Source organism: Sulfitobacter sp. HI0129 (assembly GCF_001635395.1).
In the GTDB taxonomy this organism is placed as follows: Bacteria; Pseudomonadota; Alphaproteobacteria; order Rhodobacterales; family Rhodobacteraceae; genus Sulfitobacter.
The window spans coordinates 1-1,918 of sequence record NZ_LWGH01000497.1 but is presented as its reverse complement, the minus strand read 5'-3'; the positions used below and the strand labels follow the sequence as shown (position 1 = coordinate 1,918).

Sequence of the window (1,918 nt, the reverse complement as noted above, 5' to 3'; positions counted from 1 at the left end):
TGCGGAGACTGCCGGCCGTCTCGGGCTGGCCCGGGGCCACGACCCCGAAACGATAGAGAAAGGCCGCAGCCAGTTCGATCAGGGCAACCTCGCGGTCGCGGTCATCGAGGTACATCGTCCGTCGGACAAGATCCCCGCCTTGGAACAGACCTATTCCGCCGGCGCCGTCTGCCTGGCCCTGCTGAACGCCGCGCTTGCGTCGGGCTGGGGGGCCAACTGGCTGACCGGCTGGCCCGCCCACGATCGCGACTTCATGCGCGATGCGCTGGGGCTTGAGGATCACGAACGTATCGCGGGCTTCGTTCATATCGGCACCGAACGTTCCGCCCCACCAGAACGGCCACGTCCTGACATCGAAAGCATTACCACATGGCTTTCCCGCTGATCTTCCGTTCATTCTATCTCGCACTCGGCCAGTTGGCGGACCCGTCCTTCAGGCGCGTCTTCTTTCTTGGGATCATATCTGCCCTGCTGCTTCTGATCGGCTTCACCGCCGGTTTCGCCGTCTTCATCGACTGGCTCACCGGAGAGGAGAACTGGGTCCCCCTGCTGGGCGAAGTCACATGGCTTGACGATCTGTTCAGCTGGGGCGCGGTATTGCTGCTTGCGGTTCTTTCCGTCTTCCTGATGGTGCCCGTGGCCTCCGCCATCACGTCCATGTTTCTGGACGACGTGGCCGAGGCCGTGGAGCGTACGCATTATCCGGCCCTTCCGCCCGCGGCGGGGGCGTCCATCGGGGATTCGATCCGCGATACGATCAATTTTCTGGGTGTATTGATCGCCGCCAACCTCTTTGCGCTGGCTCTCTATGTCTTTTTCGCCCCTTTCGCGCCGTTCATCTTCTGGGCGCTCAACGGCTTTCTGTTGGGGCGTGAATATTACACAATGGCGGCCATGCGCCGTGTGGGGCGGGCGGGCGCGCGCCAGTTGCGACGGCGGCATATGACCACGATCTGGGCCGCAGGCGTGCTGATGGCCGTTCCGCTTTCAATACCGCTGCTGAACCTGCTGATCCCGATTCTGGGGGCGGCGACCTTTACCCACCTGTTCCACGTGCTGCCACACCCGAAGGATTGAGCCAACCTTCGAGATCGTCAACGCTGATCCATCCCGAAAGGATGATGCCCGCGATGACGATCCAAAGCACGATGGCTATGGCTGTCGTCCACAGTGCCTTCCGTTTCAGGTGATGCTGTTCCGGCGCGCCCGAATGGGTCCCGGGAATGATCTTTCCCGCATCGCCCTGCGTCTGCACCCGGATCGGCAGCGCGATGAGGAAGACCATCGACCAGATGACAGCGAAAAGAACCAGCCCCGAGGTGATACCCATGTTCAGACCTGTTCAAGCTCGACGAGCGCGCCGTTGAAATCCTTGGGATGCAGGAACAGCACGGGTTTGCCGTGGGCGCCGATCTTGGGCTCCCCATTGCCCAGAACCCGGGCCCCCGTCGATTTCAGGTGGTCGCGGGCCGCGATGATGTCATCGACCTCGTAGCAGATGTGGTGAATGCCGCCTGAGGGGTTCTTGTCGAGAAACCCCTTGATCGGGCTGTCGTCACCCAGCGGATAGAGCAGTTCGATCTTGGTGTTCGGCAATTCGATGAAAATCACGGTAACGCCGTGGTCCGGTTCGTCCTGCGGGGCCCCTACATTCGCGCCCAGCGCATTGCGGTACTGATCCGCCGCGGCGTCCAGATCCGGCACTGCAATGGCTACGTGATTCAGTCGTCCGATCATGGCGGCTCTCCTCTGGCTCTGTCGCACCGGGTTATGACGCCCGGCGGGGCCCAGCGCAATGCGTCAGATTAACGTGCCGTTAGGTATCGGGGCATAATCATTTCCCCCAGACACAAGCAGGAGGTGAAGATGGACAAGAACGATCCGACGACAGTCACGATCCCGACCCCGACCGCCATGC

Annotated in this window: 4 protein-coding genes; 2 read left to right on the top strand and 2 right to left on the bottom strand. The window is 61.7% G+C overall.

Going from position 1 to position 1,918, the window contains the following annotated elements; genetic code table 11:
- Together A3764_RS13630 and A3764_RS13625 are read left to right on the top strand one after the other, a co-directional pair.
- A partial coding sequence (locus A3764_RS13630) for a nitroreductase family protein (protein ID WP_067951672.1) occupies positions 1-385 on the top strand: 385 nt, incomplete at its 5' end.
- The gene (locus A3764_RS13625; protein ID WP_067922227.1) at positions 370-1,077 is read left to right on the top strand and encodes an EI24 domain-containing protein; all 708 of its coding nucleotides are present in this window, start codon (positions 370-372) and stop codon (positions 1,075-1,077) included. The genes A3764_RS13630 and A3764_RS13625, both read left to right, overlap by 16 nt.
- Here the strand turns inward: A3764_RS13625 and A3764_RS13620 are convergent.
- The gene (locus A3764_RS13620) at positions 1,037-1,330 is read right to left on the bottom strand and encodes a DUF1467 family protein (protein ID WP_067951671.1); all 294 of its coding nucleotides are present in this window, start codon (positions 1,328-1,330) and stop codon (positions 1,037-1,039) included. The two genes, A3764_RS13625 and A3764_RS13620, sit on opposite strands and share 41 nt — an antisense overlap.
- A 2-nt stretch (positions 1,331-1,332) precedes the next feature.
- On the bottom strand, positions 1,333-1,737 hold the full coding sequence (gene mce / locus A3764_RS13615) for a methylmalonyl-CoA epimerase (protein ID WP_067920997.1): 405 nt from the start codon (positions 1,735-1,737) through the stop codon (positions 1,333-1,335).
- Positions 1,738-1,918: the final 181 nt, after the last annotated feature.

Coding starts and splice junctions, on each gene's coding strand:
- A3764_RS13625 (WP_067922227.1), top strand. CDS start 370: ATGGCTTTCCCGCTGATCTTCCGTTCATTCTATCTCGCACTCGGCCAG.
- A3764_RS13620 (WP_067951671.1), bottom strand. CDS start 1,330: ATGGGTATCACCTCGGGGCTGGTTCTTTTCGCTGTCATCTGGTCGATG.
- mce (WP_067920997.1), bottom strand. CDS start 1,737: ATGATCGGACGACTGAATCACGTAGCCATTGCAGTGCCGGATCTGGAC.